Annotated in this window: 14 protein-coding genes and 1 pseudogene; 11 read left to right on the top strand and 4 right to left on the bottom strand. The window is 51.3% G+C overall.

What is annotated here, in order from left to right:
* The first annotated feature begins 396 nt into the window (after positions 1 to 396).
* Entirely contained in the window at positions 397 to 1,182 is a 786-nt protein-coding gene (locus tag O9H32_RS18080; protein ID WP_269867521.1) for an SMI1/KNR4 family protein, read from the top strand.
* Positions 1,183 to 1,294: 112 nt separating this feature from the next.
* On the opposite strand, the gene O9H32_RS18075 is transcribed toward O9H32_RS18080, so the two are convergent.
* The gene (locus O9H32_RS18075) at positions 1,295 to 3,835 is read right to left on the bottom strand and encodes a hypothetical protein (RefSeq protein WP_269867520.1); all 2,541 of its coding nucleotides are present in this window, start codon (positions 3,833 to 3,835) and stop codon (positions 1,295 to 1,297) included.
* Positions 3,836 to 4,230: 395 nt separating this feature from the next.
* On the opposite strand from O9H32_RS18075, the gene O9H32_RS18070 reads away from it, so the two are divergent.
* The 5 genes and pseudogenes from O9H32_RS18070 to O9H32_RS18050 all read left to right on the top strand — a co-directional run bounded on the left by O9H32_RS18070 (position 4,231) and on the right by O9H32_RS18050 (position 10,099).
* Positions 4,231 to 6,276: a carbohydrate-binding protein gene (locus tag O9H32_RS18070; RefSeq protein WP_269867519.1), complete on the top strand. Its 2,046-nt coding sequence runs from the start codon at positions 4,231 to 4,233 to the stop codon at positions 6,274 to 6,276.
* Positions 6,277 to 6,452: 176 nt separating this feature from the next.
* Positions 6,453 to 6,701 (top strand): hypothetical protein, encoded by a 249-nt coding sequence (locus tag O9H32_RS18065; protein WP_269867518.1) that lies wholly within the window; start codon positions 6,453 to 6,455, stop codon positions 6,699 to 6,701.
* A gap of 491 nt (positions 6,702 to 7,192) precedes the next feature.
* A pseudogene (locus O9H32_RS18060) lies at positions 7,193 to 7,419 on the top strand (helix-turn-helix domain-containing protein).
* Complete coding sequence (locus O9H32_RS18055) at positions 7,416 to 7,841, top strand: SRPBCC family protein (protein WP_269867517.1); 426 nt, start codon at positions 7,416 to 7,418, stop codon at positions 7,839 to 7,841. Before O9H32_RS18060 ends, O9H32_RS18055 begins: the two are co-directional and overlap by 4 nt.
* Before the next feature lie 2 nt (positions 7,842 to 7,843).
* Complete coding sequence (locus O9H32_RS18050; RefSeq protein ID WP_269867516.1) at positions 7,844 to 10,099, top strand: excinuclease ABC subunit UvrA; 2,256 nt, start codon at positions 7,844 to 7,846, stop codon at positions 10,097 to 10,099.
* A gap of 172 nt (positions 10,100 to 10,271) precedes the next feature.
* On the opposite strand, the gene O9H32_RS18045 is transcribed toward O9H32_RS18050, so the two are convergent.
* Entirely contained in the window at positions 10,272 to 10,706 is a 435-nt protein-coding gene (locus tag O9H32_RS18045) for a DUF6526 family protein (RefSeq protein ID WP_269867515.1), read from the bottom strand.
* Between the two features lie 360 nt (positions 10,707 to 11,066).
* Here O9H32_RS18045 and O9H32_RS18040 point away from each other — a divergent pair, with 360 nt between their 5' ends.
* From O9H32_RS18040 to O9H32_RS18030, 3 genes are all read left to right on the top strand, one after another.
* Complete coding sequence (locus O9H32_RS18040; protein WP_269867539.1) at positions 11,067 to 11,420, top strand: DoxX family protein; 354 nt, start codon at positions 11,067 to 11,069, stop codon at positions 11,418 to 11,420.
* Between the two features lie 81 nt (positions 11,421 to 11,501).
* The gene (locus O9H32_RS18035; protein ID WP_269867514.1) at positions 11,502 to 11,831 is read left to right on the top strand and encodes an ArsR/SmtB family transcription factor; all 330 of its coding nucleotides are present in this window, start codon (positions 11,502 to 11,504) and stop codon (positions 11,829 to 11,831) included.
* Positions 11,828 to 12,247: an SRPBCC family protein gene (locus O9H32_RS18030; RefSeq protein WP_269867513.1), complete on the top strand. Its 420-nt coding sequence runs from the start codon at positions 11,828 to 11,830 to the stop codon at positions 12,245 to 12,247. The genes O9H32_RS18035 and O9H32_RS18030 overlap by 4 nt, the downstream gene beginning before the upstream one ends.
* 93 nt (positions 12,248 to 12,340) lie before the next feature.
* Here the strand turns inward: O9H32_RS18030 and O9H32_RS18025 are convergent, their stop codons facing one another.
* Positions 12,341 to 13,207 (bottom strand): helix-turn-helix transcriptional regulator, encoded by an 867-nt coding sequence (locus tag O9H32_RS18025; protein WP_269867512.1) that lies wholly within the window; start codon positions 13,205 to 13,207, stop codon positions 12,341 to 12,343.
* Positions 13,208 to 13,358: 151 nt separating this feature from the next.
* Between O9H32_RS18025 and O9H32_RS18020 the strand changes: the two genes are divergently transcribed.
* Positions 13,359 to 15,341, top strand: a complete 1,983-nt coding sequence (locus O9H32_RS18020) for a glycoside hydrolase family 127 protein (RefSeq protein ID WP_269867511.1) — start codon at positions 13,359 to 13,361, stop codon at positions 15,339 to 15,341.
* A 50-nt stretch (positions 15,342 to 15,391) separates the two neighbouring features.
* On the opposite strand, the gene O9H32_RS18015 is transcribed toward O9H32_RS18020, so the two are convergent.
* Positions 15,392 to 15,475 carry an AraC family transcriptional regulator gene (locus tag O9H32_RS18015; RefSeq protein WP_269867538.1) on the bottom strand — a complete coding sequence of 28 codons (84 nt, stop codon included), beginning with the start codon at positions 15,473 to 15,475 and terminating at the stop codon, positions 15,392 to 15,394.
* Between the two features lie 196 nt (positions 15,476 to 15,671).
* Here O9H32_RS18015 and O9H32_RS18010 point away from each other — a divergent pair, with 196 nt between their 5' ends.
* Positions 15,672 to 15,974, top strand: a complete 303-nt coding sequence (locus tag O9H32_RS18010; RefSeq protein WP_269867510.1) for a hypothetical protein — start codon at positions 15,672 to 15,674, stop codon at positions 15,972 to 15,974.
* Positions 15,975 to 16,160 lie beyond the last annotated feature (186 nt).

Genomic DNA, 16,160 nt, shown 5'->3' with positions numbered 1-16,160 from the left:
ACCGCCTTCGGAGAAGAAGGAGGTGCAGGCCCGGCTGTTTGTCATGACCTTGTCGGACCAAAGCTTGAACCGGCCGCGGACCCCGCTTGGAATGCCGGGAAGTTCGGCTATGACCATCACCCCAAGCAGATAAGCGAAGTCCTGGAGGTGGCCGATCTTCCCGGTGCCTCCACGCGGTCCAACAGCTCATGGGTCAGCCTGGCGATACGGGGCTCCCGGGCGGCGGCGGCCTTCGGCGTGAACGCTGGATTGCCTGACTGTGTACAGTTTTTGTTTACATAATAATTATTATGTATTCTTTTTTTAATAATCGGGACTTCGCACCGTTAACAGGCAGGAACCTCTTGTTCCATGTGGAATATCTCCTCGTGAACATTATTGAAAGTGGTGATTCTCGTGGAGCATGTGTATACAGAAATCGATGCTGTTATAGAGAAAATGCAAGCGGCTTTAGAGGGGATTCGGGAACAAAATCCCGATTTTTATGCCAAGTATCCCATGCAGCTGATTACCCTAGCAGAGGAGCAGGCGATCCGCAGCGTTACCGACCAATGGAGTCTGCCTGAGGAGTACTTGTATTTCTTGAAGCATTATGTCCCCGAATCGGTTTCTTGGAGTACGGACGAATATATCAATATAACTATTTATGGTGCTAAGGATATTCTGCCGGGTCAATCGGGGTACAATTACAATCCAGTTACCGATGAAGCCATTACGGATTGGCCGAGCGACTATCTGGTCATTGCCTCGGATGAAGGCGATCCTTATTGTATCGATCTGTCCAGAGGGGATACCGTTATTTATACAGCGGCGCATGGGGCAGGATCTTGGAATTTCTCCATAGCTTATGACAATCTCGTGGAGTTTCTTCATAGTGTCTTACTGCCGAGAAGTGTCGAGGAGTGCGAGACAGATGAAAGCGAACCGTATGACTACTACAACATTTTCATTACAGGTACAGGCACCGACAAGATCAAGACATTGGTGTTCATCAAAAAAGTGTTTTCCTGCGATTTTGCACAGGCGAAGACCTATCTGGAGGCGACTCCTCTAATGGTATTTAAGGGCATCGGACAACGCGCCTCTGTAATAGAGGACCAGCTAAAGAGCATCGGTGCGGACTATGAAATGCGCCACATTAGTGTGGATGAATTTTTGGAGATAGGGGCTTACAGGAAATAATCGAAGGTGTTGGTACGGGAATCAGCTGGAGCCGGGATAGCCGACCTATTACTTTGTGAGATAGCAACAGCACCTTCAGCAGTGACCTGGTCGCTGTGAAGGTGCTGTTCTCTTATGGCGTTTTTGTCGCCTTAAGTACGTTGTAGATGTCATGATTCGTTTTCGTTACACCCTGAAGGAATGTTTTGTATGGACGGTCTGCGACATTGAGAAGCCCAACAGAATAACTTTCATTGTCGTTAGCACGTGTGGTAAGCGGCTGGTCTAGATAACTAAACCAGTGGGCCCCTACAACGAATCCTAAACCAGCAGCCGAGTTTACGTAATCGATATATCGGTCTCTTCGGGTGGTTTGCGAACCCTCTTCGTTGCCTGTCGGAATTGTTTTATTTGTAAAGTCTTTAAAGCCATATTCCAACGTACTAAAGCTGAACTCCGAAATAAGAATCGGTTTTTTCCCCGAATTACGATAAACTTCATTGAGGAAGGTTTCATTCAGGTCATTAGTATAGTAATTAAGGGAGATCACATCCATGTACTTTCCTTGAGCTGCAGCTAAAGCGTATCTCGCTCTAAAATCAACAGTAGGATGTTTATGAGTAATCACATCCATCAGCCACCGGTCTCCGAGCAGCAGATGATTCGAATCATACGTACGGAAAATCCCGCTCACTGTGCCATAGAACTTGTCTAGATATTCCTTGTAAAACCCTCCAATATCGGCTAAGGTAGCAGCATTGTCAGGTCTCGCAAAGCTGATAGATACTAACTGATCGAACGATGTAATTGAAGGATTACCAGTTAAATTCCAATTTTTCTTAAATTCATTTAATGGCGTGGTATTGGGATCGGTCACAGTCTTTTCATATTCGTGTTTTACATATTTCACAAACGCTTTTTTTATATAAGCAGGTTGTCCAGTAGTTGGTGTAAGAGTTGACACTACTCTAAAGAAATCATCGTATTTATACTCATTCCCAATAAAATAACCAATCAGATACTTGTCTTGTAACTTGTCCTCAACTTTAGTCTGATCAGTTTCCGTATTATATTGTTTCGGATCCACAGCCGCTTTTATTTTATCTTCTAATGCTTGTTTTGCTGTCTTACCGGCTTCACCGGCTATCGTCTCGTCGAGTGCATAGATATCGAACACTTTCAATGCATCTATTTTCGTTCCACCGATGTTGTAGTTAAGTAAATCAAGCATGGAGGTATAAGGTAATTTATTGCTCGCTGCAAAGCCAAGTCCCCACCCCCCCGAACTATTAAAGCCCCATCTTTGTATGCGGTCGACCGCACGTTTGTAGAAGTCCTCATTTCCCCCTACAGTATACGTACCATCTGTTTGCTTAAACTTACGATACTCGTTCCAACTATAATACGAAAAAGTTTTAATTTGTTTAACCGAGTCATAATTGTACGCAGTAGCCCCAGGTATCTCCCACATTTTAGGAAGATCTTCTAACCCTAACTTAAAATCTAAGTCTTCCCCGTTTTTGTAGACTTCGGTAAAGGTATCGCCACGTGAGAGTCCGTTCACCCCTAGACTAAAGAAAACATTTCCGTCAGGTGTTGTAAGTACAGGATTATCAGGATTCTTGTTGATATGCTGTATAGAAAAATACCCATTAGCTGCCAATCCATATTTCGTATTGCTTCCTACCCAGCCACCATATAAATCGCGATTTTTAGGTTTTGGTAAAGTTGCATCGGAGTAGTAGGATTTATCGCTGTTGGCATCATCTGCAAGTTCTTTCTCATTCATCACCTTTTTTAGTAATGGATCTTCCGCCGGAAAGCTTGCAGTATAGGATTGCCCAAATTTATCTACTTTCAGGCTGCTTCTCGGTACAAGCCTGAACGTACGGGGCAGACTGGGTTCCAACCCCGGAGTCTTTGCTATGGCTTCAATCATTACTGCTTTATCTATTACCAGCGGAGATGTGTATGGTATGTACGTTTCATTAGGTAATAATCGATATGATATTGAGGCTCCTGGTGTAGAGGTCAAGTTGACATTGACAGTGGTACCATCAAATATTTCATTCGTGGGTGCAATTTGGACCGGAGCGACGGCTTTATTGATGACTACTTTGGAAATAGCCGTGTTACTGGTTGTTGCTTGGGGATCACCAACAATGATGATTTTGAAATACCGCGCATTTTCAGGGAGTGGGGAAATATGGTAGGAAAATTTCTGCCAATCCTTAACATGGCTACCTACGTAATGTCGGGTAACTTTATCCGTGGGAATGGCGAAGAAAGTTGTGCCGTCTAGCGAGTATTCGAAACGAACGGAATCCAGTTTAGCCTTTTCATACGCATGTGTTGTTACTTGTACATCCTTAATAGCAACACTTGAAGCATAGATCATTTTTCCTTCAGTTTCTGTCTTTAGATCGCGAATGTAACTTGATTTGTCTTCGCCGTAATATGGGTCTTCGGGTGTCTGTTTAAGATTATATGTATACCATGTAAGGTTAGTGTCCGCCAACTCGTCAACTTGCGGACCGGTAAGGATGTGTTTGTTTGCGGTGGTTTCGGGGAGAACTGCCGCATTCGCGATCGTAGGACTCCATACAGCAAGCGGCAAGGACATGGTAAACAGGGTGCCTGCGGCTGCCACATGCAGCCATTTCTTTCTTTTCATGTCATTCTTCCTTCCAATTAATATGATTTGAGGTAATTTTGCCCTTTCTCTTTATACTTGATATGAATAAACTAAGCAATATAAAAAACAGTAAATAATAGAACACATCATGAGGGCCTAAGCAGCCAAGATGATAACTTCACCCTATACAATGGCTGATTTAAACGCTTATTGCACATCATTGGCTATGATATAATCCAAGTAATTATTTCCTGATTCCCCTTACATGCACTCGGCATTCCGATTAACGGCTCCTTTCGGATACGATTCTGAGATCGGTAACAGGACGAGCATCAGGGAGATTTGGAAGCGTTTTAATGAGAGGGGGTATTCGTAACCAGGGCTGCCAACATAGTTCGGGAAGGCGTGTAACCATTTGAAGGAGGAATATAAACGTGATAAAAAAAGTTATAAGCAGTTTGGTGACCGGCAGTCTGCTCGTCACTCCTACTTTCATTGATACAAGCAGTAAAGCAGAGGCAGCCGTGATTCAATCCATCCCTAATACGACGAAGGTGGAGAAAAACTATGACAGCAGCTTCTTATCGGTTCCCGGCTATGCCTCTCTGGGAGTGAAGGATCGAAGCAGTTACATAGGAACGCCATTTTATCGTACCGTCAGCAATGGCAAAGAATTTCTGCAAGCCCTCCTGGATGCGAGCAGCGGTACCGTCAAGGTCATCGAAGTGAAGGAAGATATTAACCTGGGGTGGACGGAATTAGCCCTGGATGCAGCCGAAAGATCGAAATATAGTTTTGTCTCCAAGTATCCGAATCCCTCCAACGGATTCACGAACCCGCTGCTGGTCGCTTCCGGCGTATCCAAAGTCAACATATCCAATGTGGATGGACTGACCATTTTCTCGACCTCAGGCAAAACGATCAGGCACGCGGAGATGAAGCTGCAGGCTTCCGCCAACGATATTGTCATCCGAAACCTCAATTTTGATGAAATGTGGCAGTGGGATGACTCCGGGCAGCATAAAGAGGTAGGCTGGACCTTTATCAAGGTAAACGGCGCTAACAATGTATGGATCGACCACTGCAAGTTTGCTATCGCGGCAGACGGAATGATTGACATGGAGAATGGCGCGTCAGGTGTAACGCTCTCCTGGAATGAGTTCGGACTGAAGGCAGATTCCAATCCATCGGTCACCTCTTCCGTTTATCAGTCCATCAGCTATATGGAGCAAAAATATGCGGCAGGCACGCTGAACCCATCAACCAGCGTGTATTATAAAATGCGTAACGAAGGCGCTACAACCAATCAGATTATGGCTTATGCGGCCTATCACTCCAAAGTTCACTTGGCAGGCTCCGGCGACAAGGATTATACGAACTACGTCAGCCCGGCCGGCGTCGAAGTGAAGGATGGCAATCAAAGAATCCGATTGACCATGGCGTACAACAGCTATACGAATGTGGGACAACGTTTGCCTATGATTCGCCAGGGCACGGGGCACCTCTATAACAACTATTTTGATAATTCGACGCATCAGAATGCCATCGACAGTGTCGCCGCGATCTCCAAATACGGCGGAGACAAATTATCACGCGGCATCAATGCAAGAAATGGAGCTTCGATCGCAGGAGATACCAACGTTTATCATGCGATCAATGAACCCATCATCGGTGCGGAACGGCAGGGTGATGATACAGGGAATATGAGTCCGCCTTTCAGCGATTTATTCAAGGATGCGATAAATCACAGTTTACTTGTCAATTCCCAAGTAACCAACAGCAGCGGGACCTACATAGGCAGCAGCTGGGACAACAATGGCGTGAATGCGTTCACCAAGGGATTCACATGGTATGACAAATCCACGATAGGGAAGTGGGCCTGGTCTTCGCACATCGACGGGGTAGAAAATATGAGCAAAACGACCCCTCCAAGCATACCGTTTACATTCACCTACGGGTACGATGAGAAATTGCCTTACGCTTACAAAACCTTTCCATTATCCAGCGTGGTACCAACAGTGAAAACATACGCCGGGGTCTCCAAAGTGAATTTCAGTGCTGCAGACTGGTTAGGAACCCATTATGTGGATGCCTATTCGACGATCGAAGCGGAGAGTCACAACAGCATGTCCGGTGTAAAAATTGAAGCAGGTGCCAAAGGCAGTTCGTTCGTAGGAGATATTCAAAATGGGGATTACATCGTATTTAATCATGTTCAATTCGGAACCCGTGAGCCCAAGAAAATGGAAGCCAGAGTAGCGGCAAAAGCAGGGGGAACTATCGAAATTCGACTTGACAGCTTGACCGGACCTCTGGCCGGAGCTTGCAAGGTAAAGGATACCGACAGAAAGCAGACTTGGGAGACTCAATCATGTTCCGTAAAAGGGGTCTCGGTTACGCACGATGTCTATTTGAAATTTACAGGAAGATCCAGCGAATCTTTGCTCAATATCGACTGGTTCCGGTTTAAAGCGCACTAAACGGTATGGACGAGGCTGCCGGCATGTACGGCAGCTTCGCTGCGTTAACGGAGATACATGAAAATTGCGAACTGGGAGGATCACATGGGAGAAACCGATCCGAGCTTGTCGGCGAGATCCGGGAACGCGACGACCGGGAGGTGTTCGTCCGAACGATCTAGCTCAGCCTGGAACGCGTGATGCCGCAGCATGAGTACGAGCATTTGTTGACTCCCAGATTGAAGCCGAAGAGCCTGCCGCATATTGAACCGGAGCTTGCGCAGGTGTTCGAGTACTTCGCATGGGTCGAGAAGAACAGCAGCCCGATAGACCCGACAGACCCGCTCGGATCATCGGAAGTGACGAAGGCGCTGCGGGACTTGTACGACCAGCTGCTGTTCGACCGGGTGACTCCGGAGGCGGCCGCTGCGGAATTCCGAGAGTAGGCGAACGGGATTTTATCCAAGAAAAAATAAAGGTAGAACAGTGCCATCCCAATGGTCATCAGTGATGACTATTGGGATGGCCTTTCTGTATCGCTGTGTGTTGTGCGATACGGGATGAGGTTTTCCCTTGGCCTCCGGTGAGTAGGATTCGATCGGATGATTCGATGTGCATGAGATCAGCTTGACGATTTCATGTGGAGTTTCAACGGGTTGTTGACACGACACCAAATGGTGACATACAATAAAAACGACACTAATCGGTGTCCATTCATGAGCCGTCATTCGAGCAGCGGGAATAGGGGCCTCTTGAATCATCCATTATGACGAGGAAACATGAGCACGATCACAGGTGTAAATCAACCGCAATAAAGAATGGGTAGGCGCTGCGACCGAAGAGCCGCAAACGGTAAGGAGGTGGTGAAATGAACGGCTGTCCCTTCGTACAAACAATAGATTTCCACTACATGAAATAATATGGGGGAGAGCGTGTTGTGAGCGAGAATAACCCGTTGCGGGATGTGTTTGACGCGATTGCTGATCCTACCAGCCGCCGGCTGATTCGTCTGATAGCAGAGGCAGAGGAGATACCGCTTCACGAGTTAACGGATCAGTTTGAGATGGGCCGTACAGCGGTATCCAAGCATTTGTCCATCCTAGCAGGTTCTGGAGTACGAATATGCTGCGCTTGCAACAATTATTAGAGGAGGAAGAAGAATGAGTCTAACCTTAACCTTGGATTTTCAGTACACGACGTCGATCCAGAAGCTTTGGTCCGCCTTAACGGATTCAAGCAAGCTTGCCAAGTGGGTGGCCAACATCCAAACCGGTAAGCCGATGGAGAATGATTTTAAGCCCGTCGTGGGACACCGTTTCCAATTTCGCACGGAGCCGACCGAATATTGGAATGGTGTGATTGACGGCGAAGTACTGCTCGTGGAGGAACCGCACCGGTTGTCCTACACTTGGGCGAGCGGGGAGAAGCACACGGTCACTTGGACGCTCCAGGATTTAGGGGAAGGCAGGGTTAACCTTCATCTGGAACAAACCGGAATCTCCAATGCCCAAGCACTGGGTGGAGCTAAGTATGGCTGGAATAAATGGTGCGGCGAGCTGGATAAGGTGTTGGAGCAAGGGGGGTAAGCATGAGCGAATCGAATCAAGAGTTTATCGTCATCACAGGTGCACGGGAAAACAATCTCAAGAACGTGTCTTTGCGCATTCCCAAGCGCAAGATTACGATCTTCACCGGGGTATCCGGGTCCGGCAAGTCATCGATCGTTTTCGATACTATCGCCGCCGAATCGCAGCGTCTGCTCAACGAAAACTTCAGCATGTTCGTCCGCAGCTTTCTGCCGCGCCTTCCGCAGCCGGATGCAGACGCGATCGAGAATCTCAGCATGGCTGTGATTGTGGATCAGAAGCGGCTGGGGGGCGGTTCTCATTCTACGATGGGGACGATTACCGATATCTCTCCTATTCTCCGTCTTCTCTTCTCCAGGGTCGGGCAGCCCTATGTGGGACAAGCGCACATGTTCTCGTTTAACGATCCCCAAGGCATGTGTCCCGAGTGCAGCGGGATCGGCCGCAGGCTGGGCGTCGATATGAGCAAGGCGCTGGACAAGTCGAAGTCGCTCAATGAAGGGGCCATCCTGCTGCCGGATTATAAGGTGGACAGCTGGGATTGGAACATGATCGTGCAGTCGGGTTCCTTTGATCCGGACAAGAAGCTGAGCGATTATTCGGAGGAGGAGTTGGAGGGGCTGCTGTATTCCAAGGCGAGGAAAGTGGAGATGGATTTCGCCGGGAAGGCCATGAATATTACAGTAGAAGGCATCATCGAGAAGTTCACCAATAAGTACATCAAGCAGGATGTGAAGACGAAGTCCGAGCGCACACAGCGAGCAGTCGCGCCGTACATCACCGAGGGGATCTGCTATAGCTGCCGCGGCGCGAGACTCAGTCAGGCCGCGCTGGGCTGCAGGATTCATGGACTCAACATTGCGGAACTGTCCTCCATGGAGGTCGGACAGCTTATCGGCGTCATACGGGAGATTGACGATGCGAAGGCTGCACCGGTCGTGAAGGCGCTGACGGAGCGGCTGCAGCATCTGGTCGATATCGGACTTGACTACTTGACGCTGGACCGGGAGACTGATACGTTGTCCGGCGGCGAATCGCAGCGCGTCAAGATGGTGAAGCATCTGAGCGGCAGTCTGGTGGATGTCACTTACATCTTCGATGAGCCCAGCGTTGGCCTGCACCCCCGTGATGTACACCGGTTGAACGGATTGCTCCAGAAGCTGCGCGACAAGGGCAATACCGTGATTGTCGTCGAGCATGATCCCGATGTGATCAAGGTGGCGGATCATATCGTCGACGTCGGGCCTCACGCCGGCAGCCGCGGCGGTACCATCATGTACGAAGGAAGCTTCCAAGGCCTGCTGGAGTCAGGTACGTTGACAGGCACCCATATGAAACAGCCGCTCCAGCTGAAGCACGGTAGCAGGCAGCCGTCCGGCAAGCTGTCCATCAAGGATGCCCAGCTTCACAACCTGCGGAACGTCAGTGTAGATATTCCGGCCGGGGTGCTGACCGTCGTTACGGGTGTCGCCGGCTCGGGCAAGAGTACGCTCATTAATGAAGTATTCCTCAGCCAGCATCCGGATGCGATCGTCATCGACCAATCGGCGGTAGGCGTATCCACACGCTCGAATCCCGCGACCTACACGGGCATCATGGATGATGTGCGCAAGGCGTTTGCTTCCGCGAACAAAGTAAGCCCAGGGTTGTTCAGCTTCAACTCCAAGGGGGCTTGCGAGAACTGCCACGGCCAGGGAGTTGTGTATACAGACCTTGCCTTCCTCGACAGCGTGAAGCTGCCATGCGAGGTATGCGGAGGCAGGCGGTTCAAGGAAGAGGTGCTCGCGTACAAGCTGAACGGCAAATCCATTGCAGAAGTGCTGGAGATGACGGTGGAGCAGGCATTGGATTGTTTGGAGCTAAAAGAGGTGGTACGCAAGCTTCAGGCGATGAGTGATGTGGGGCTGAACTATATTACGCTCGGCCAGCCGCTCAGCACGCTCTCGGGCGGGGAATGCCAGCGCATCAAGCTGGCAAGCGAGCTGCACAAGAAGGGCAGCATCTACGTGATGGACGAGCCGACGACCGGCCTGCATATGTCGGATATCGGCCACCTTCTGGAGATCATGAACCGCCTCGTGGATGCCGGCAATACGGTGATCGTCATCGAGCACAACCTGGATGTGATCTCCCAAGCGGATTGGATCATCGATATGGGACCGGACGGAGGGAGCAGGGGCGGCCAGGTGGTGTTCGAGGGCGCACCTCCGCAGATCCTCCATGCGGAGCAGTCGATCACGGGACAATACTTAATGTAATCTTCGAATGCACAGACTTCTCCCCCAGGTTAGACATCGTCAAGAAAACGCTAGGTTTGGTCTGCTGTCCCTTATTCATCGAATGAGGGACAGCTTTATCGGGGTTCGGGAACGCTGGGATTTCCCTAGTCACGGGCATTGAGTCGCAGCCGCACGGCTGTCTGCGGCTTTGCTAGAGACGGTTGGAATCTTCCCGCCAGGAGTGAATCTGCTTCTTGATCTCATCCGGGGACAGCTTCTGCTCTGCGGCCCTTCGGCTTAGGTCAGGGAGTTCTCCATTAGAAGCGAAGCGCAGCGCAACAATCTGATTCATGGACAGCCGCGTATCGATAGGCATACCCGTCAGCATGAAATGGCGAAGCTGCTCTTCCGCTCGGATCGCGCGGTCCTGTGCCTTCAATGCATACATGCGCAGACGCAGTGCCGCAATGAGGCCCATAGCGGCCAGGCCGGCTGCAAGCAGCGGAAGGAAGAGCTCTCCTCCGTAGAGGAAGCCCTGCACTACCCTGACGATCGCTCCGATGGAGACGATCAGGGTAAGCAGCAGCAGGACGTAATGGTAGAGCGGGTCCATCATCCGGTGATTCGAATAATTTTGGGTAGACATAATACGTTGTTTCCTCCTCCGTATCCTATAATCATGACATGGTTTATTGTACCGCGCGGGTAAGGGATATCCAAGTATAGAGAACACGCATGCATCGCCTTTATACATGGAACCCATACAGCTATTGTATTGGTTGAAGGGCCCATCATATACGAAGTTTAAAATTCTCCTTTACAGGACACCATATGGTGTCTTATAATAAAAGCGTCACCATAAGGTGTCTAATCAGGAGCTAGTCATTCGGAACGTATGAAGCAAGAGTATAGTTTACTTGAATCAACCCTTCGGAGGAGGAAACAAAATGAGTATGATCTTGGGTGCAAAACAACCGCAAAAGCACAAACCCAGCCTCGAGGTAAAATGATTGCTTATTGGTCCGTCACATTACTGCTCGCAGCAACGATTATGCTAAGCGGGATCGGGCAGCTGATGCGGTATGGGGGGAATCTCGAGTTAGTGACGAATCTGGGTTACCCGGTATACGTCTTAACCATTCTAGGGATATGGAAAGTGCTTGGGGCCGCTGCTCTCGTCGTGCCCGGATTTCCGCGGCTTAAAGAATGGGTCCACGCGGGTATCTTCTTTTTAATGACGGGCGCGGCTCTATCTCATGTGTTTGCTGGCGATTACGGGTTCCCTATTATCCTTCCGCTTTTCTATGCTGCACTGAATATCGCCTCGTGGGCGCTGCGTCCGAAGAGCCGCACACTTTAAGGAGGTGGTGAAATGAACGGCTGTCCCTTCGTATCAACATTAGAACTCTACTGCATAAAATAATAGTTTGGAGGGGCTGTGGTGAACGAGAACAACCCGCCTCGGGATGTGTTTGACGCGATTGCAGATCCAACGAGGCGCCGACTAATCCGTCTTTTAGCGGAGGCCGAGGAGTTACCGCTTCATGAATTAACGGCACAGTTTCCCATGGGCCGTACGGCGGTATCCAAGCATTTGACCATCCTCAAAGAGGCCGGACTGATCCTTGACCGAAAAGTCGGCAGAGAAACGCGATTTAGGCTGAACGCTTCTCCACTCAGAGAAGTTCAAGATTGGGTGGCTTATTACAGCCAGTTCTGGAGCGCGAACATGCTGCGCTTGAAGCAGCTATTAGAGGAGGAAGAAGAATGAGTCAAACATTAACCCTTGATTTTCAGTACACGACAACGATCGAGAAGCTTTGGTTTGCCTTAACCGATTCAAGCAAGCTTGCCAAGTGGGTGGCCGACATCCGTACCGGTGAGGCGATGGAGAATGATTTTAAGCCCGTGGCAGGACACCGCTTTCAATTCCGCACGCAGCCGACCGAATATTGGAATGGCATTATTGAAGGCGAAGTACTGCTCGTGGAGGAGCCGCACCGGTTGTCCTATACTTGGGAGAGCGGCGAGAAGCATACGGTCACTTGGACGCTGCAGGATGTAGGCGACGGTAAGATTAACCTTCATCTGGAACAAACCGGAATCTCCAATGCCCAAGCACTCCAGGGAGCCAAGTATGGCTGGACTGCTTGGTGCGGCAAGCTTGATCAGGTGCTGCAACAATAATCGCAAGTGACAACAGAGCCATGGCGGGATTCCTGCCGTGGCTCTGTTGTCACTTGCCGATATCCATATGATCGGTTGCGCTGGCCAATAATCCTACGGCACATACTGCTTACGGAACCGCAGCGGCGAAATACCGGCATACTGCTTGAAGCAGCTGGAGAAATAGGGCACGTACTGAAAGCCGACGCGGTCGGCGATCTGCGCGATGGACCAGTCCGTTTGGATCAGCAGCAGCTTGGCCTGCTCCAGGCGGTACTCGTGCAAATACTCCATCGGGGTGCAATGGTAGATCTCCTTCATGGCCCTGACGATGTAGTTCGGATGAAAGTGGAGTGCATCTGCCAGCGATTGATTGGTGATGTCAGAGGGATAGTGCTGCCGCAGGAAAGCTTCCGTCCTCTCGGCGAGCCGCAGCAGGGGAGAAGCCCCGCTGCCGGCAAGTCCCACCTCCAGCAGCCGCAACAGCTCCATGAACAGCCCCTGCTCATTCCAATACGCAGCCGAGCGGTGCTGGCCCGAATAGGAGAGCAGTTGGCGCAGGTGGCGCTCGGCCAGGGCGAATTCCGGGAGCGCGCCATATTGTCTCAGCCGGAGCGTATAAGGATTCGCCCATGTCTGGCGGGCGGGATGGGCCGAATTTGCCGCAAGGCTGTCCACGGTATGGTACCACTTTCCATCGAAGTCAAAGTGGATCCAGTAGAATACCGTCTCCGTCTCACAGGGCTTGACGGCATAATGATAGCGGTCGGGCAGCAGCAGAAGCGAATGTCCGGCTGCTACAGTCCACTGCCGGCCGTCTTCGCCCATATGCAGCTCACCCTGTACGACACAGAGGAGATCGAAGATGCCGAGGCTCCGCCGGCTCGGGTGCTGCTCCCCCGGAGCAAAGGTCGTAAGGCCGGTGGTGATGTAATAAGGCATCGGGGGCAGCTCCAGGGAGACCATGTCCTGTTGGCTCATCACCGTGCATCTCCTTTTCGGATAGGTGTGAAATTTTATAAAAAAAGGTTCGGTTTATTCCTGTTTTCTCTTTGAATTCAAAGATAAACTAGATAAAGGCCGAAATCAAATTTATAAATTTTGAATACATCAACTCGAGGAGGAAATGTACATGGCGATAACAGCGAGCGGTCAGCAGGGCGGCTGGCAGGTACGCATTCGGGATGAATTCTGGAATTCGTTCACGGAGCTGGTAAGGGGGACCGTAATTCCTTATCAATGGGAAGCGCTGAATGACCGGATCACGGATGCCGAGCCAAGCTATGCGATTCGTAATTTCCGTATTGCGGCAGGGCAGGAAGAAGGAGAGTATGGCGGCATGGTATTCCAGGACAGCGACGTGGCCAAGTGGCTCGAAGCCGTCGGCTATTCTCTCGCAAGCCATCCGGACCCTGAGCTGGAACGTACCGCGGATGAAGTCATCGAACTGATTGCCGCTGCCCAGCATGAGAGCGGTTACTTGAATACCTATTATACCGTCCAAGAGCCCGGCAAGCAGTGGACCAATCTGCACGAGGCGCACGAGCTGTACTGCGCAGGCCATATGATGGAGGCAGCGGTGGCCTACTATGAAGCAACCGGCAAGCGGAAGCTGCTGGAGGTGGTATGCAGGTTCGCCGATTATATCGATACCGTGTTTGGACACGGGCCGGATCAGCTGCGCGGCTACGATGGGCACCAGGAGATCGAGCTGGCGCTGGTGAAGCTCTACCGGGTGACCGGCGAGAAGCGTTATTTGAAGCTGGCACAGTTCTTCATCGACGAGCGGGGGACGGAGCCGAACTTCTTGGTTGAAGAATGCAGACAAAGAGGCGGGTACAGCCACTGGGCGAAGAAGGAGCTGCCGATCCCCACGGCGGAGCAGATGGCTTACAACCAGGCGCACAAGCCGGTCCGCAAGCAGGAGGAGGCTGTGGGCCACTCGGTTCGGGCGGTATACATGTATACCGCGATGGCAGACCTGGCCAGGCTGACAGGAGACAGCGAGCTGCTCGAGGCGTGCCGCCGCTTGTGGAATAACATGACGACTAAGCAGATGTATATTACCGGCGGCATCGGTTCAACCCATCATGGAGAGGCGTTTTCCTTTGATTATGACCTGCCCAATGATACGGTATATGCCGAAACCTGCGCTTCGATCGGCCTGATCTTCTTCGCCCGCCGGATGCTGCAGCTAGAGGCGAAGAGCGAGTATGCCGATGTGCTCGAGAGAGCTTTATATAACAATGTGATCGGCAGTATGTCGCAGGATGGCAAGCACTACTTCTATGTCAATCCGCTGGAGGTATGGCCGGAGGCGTCCAGGAACAATCCGGGCCGGCATCATGTGAAGGAGGTCCGGCAAAAATGGTTCGGCTGCTCCTGCTGTCCGCCCAATGTGGCACGGCTGCTGAGCTCCCTGAACGACTATATATATACCGCATCGGCTGAGGACAGCGTGGTGCATGTGCACTTGTTCATCGGCAGCGAAGCGCAGTTCGAGCTGGCAGGCGGAACGCTGAAGCTGAAGCAGCAGTCGCAGCTGCCCTGGAAGGGGTATGCGCGCTTTGAAATCACCGCAGTGCCGGAGGCTGCGTTGACGCTGGCGCTGCGCATCCCATCCTGGTGCGGCGGCCGGGCCGTGATGAAGATCAACGGCTCTGCGGCTGCGTACGACACGGTGAATGGCTATGCAGCCGTGAACCGACAGTGGGCGCAGGGCGACATCGTGGAGTGGGAGCCTGAGCTCGAGCCGCACCTGACGGCCGCACATCCGGAGATCCGCTCCAATGCAGGCAGGGCCGCCATCGAACGCGGGCCGCTCGTCTACTGTTTGGAAGAGACCGACAACGGAAGGCTGCTGGCCTCCTTGTCCATCGTACGCACGACGAAGCTGGAGACGCATGAGGATTCCGGGCTGCCCGGCGGGGCGCTCGTCATCGAAGCGGAGGGCCGCAGGGATGAAGCGGCATCCTGGCAGGAGGATACGCCATACCGTCCGCTCTCAGGGACGCAGACGGCCGTGCCGGTGAAGCTGAAGGCCGTGCCGTATTACCTGTGGGGCAACCGGAAGCCGGGCGAGATGTCGGTATGGATTCGCACCTGCAGTGAATAGCGATATAAGCATGGAGAGCGGAGGCCAAGAGGCCTCCGCTTTTTGTTCAATTATAGGGCTTTGCGTTTCAGATACTGTATGGGAGTGGTCCCGTACGTGCGCTTGAACATCCGAATGAAATAACTGGTGTCCATACCCACCATGTAAAGCGGGGCAAATTCATGGGAGATCACGTCGTTATCATGATAGCTTGTGAACAAATACTCGCGCGTCGGCTTCTGCTCGGGATGCTGAAGGCTGACAGCCCAAGGCGTGTAGAAGTACCCGCCGTAGAGCGGGAGTACTTCATCCTCCGGGACAGGCGCGTTCCCCCATCCCCTGATGGAATAGATGGGCGCGATCAGCCCGAAGGCCCCGCTCGTCCCGACAGATGCAGGGCTTGCCCTCCTCAGCGCGGGAACAGGGGAGGCCGCCTTCCGAGTCTATACGGGAGACAGGAATCGTATACCAAGCTGGGAGCCGGTCACGGACGATTGCATTGTAGAATCAGAGCAGGGCTGGTTCACGAACTTCAGGGTGAAGTACCCTGACAAGAAAATCGAACTCGAAGTGCAGCGGGTACATGATCACAAGGTGGTGATCGGCCTGCAAGCCGATGCGCATCGGCTGAACCTATTTATCGGATTGATTTAAAGGGGCAATAAAGACACAGAAGAGCCGGTCCAGATCGATCGGCTCTCTTTTCTGCGTTTACATAACATGGAACATCGGACTAGAGAAAACCATTCATTTGATCTAATAGGATTTAATGGTTATTATTAAGAGAGTCTTGAGCCTATCCATTTTGTAATTTGGCTAATAGACGCTATAATATCCTGA

Source organism: Paenibacillus caseinilyticus, from assembly GCF_027533645.1.
In the GTDB taxonomy this organism is placed as follows: Bacteria; Bacillota; Bacilli; order Paenibacillales; family NBRC-103111; genus Paenibacillus_G; species Paenibacillus_G caseinilyticus.
The sequence above is the reverse complement of the archived record's forward strand: the minus strand, read 5'-3'. Positions and strand labels throughout refer to the sequence as shown.